Source organism: Dellaglioa sp. CoH-56-MRSF-12, from assembly GCF_056782075.1.
This window is the reverse complement of record NZ_JBXAYD010000049.1, coordinates 1-323: the sequence shown is the minus strand read 5'-3', so window position 1 is coordinate 323 and position 323 is coordinate 1. Positions and strand designations below refer to the sequence as shown.

Here is a 323-nt window from a genome sequence, read left to right as displayed (position 1 = left end):
ACATGGGCCGCATCAGATCGACTCCCGCTGTACGATGTGACGCGTGCGGGCCTGAAGACGATCCGCCAAATCACGCATGCGTTGCGCGTACTGCAAGAGACGGTTGACTTCGGTCGCGCTGTACACGGGGTGGTTGTTCACCATGTTGTGTTCGGCAGTCACGCGCAGCATCGGGGCCCGGCCGCTTGCAATCAGCTCTTGAGCAGTCAAGCTCGTGAAACCCAAGGGCTTCAGGTACGGCGGGTCGTCGAGTTCCCAGCCCGGAGCACAGCCACCAATAAGCTCATCCATTTCTTTCTCCTTTGTCCACGCGTACATCAACG

At 59.1% G+C, this 323-nt stretch carries 1 protein-coding gene; it reads right to left on the bottom strand.

All coding sequences use genetic code 11. The annotated features are described in order from the left end of the window. Nucleotides 1-12 precede the first annotated feature (12 nt). Nucleotides 13-323 (bottom strand): hypothetical protein (locus AC1RPY_RS07745; RefSeq protein WP_481763105.1); only part of this gene is annotated, 311 nt, incomplete at its 5' end.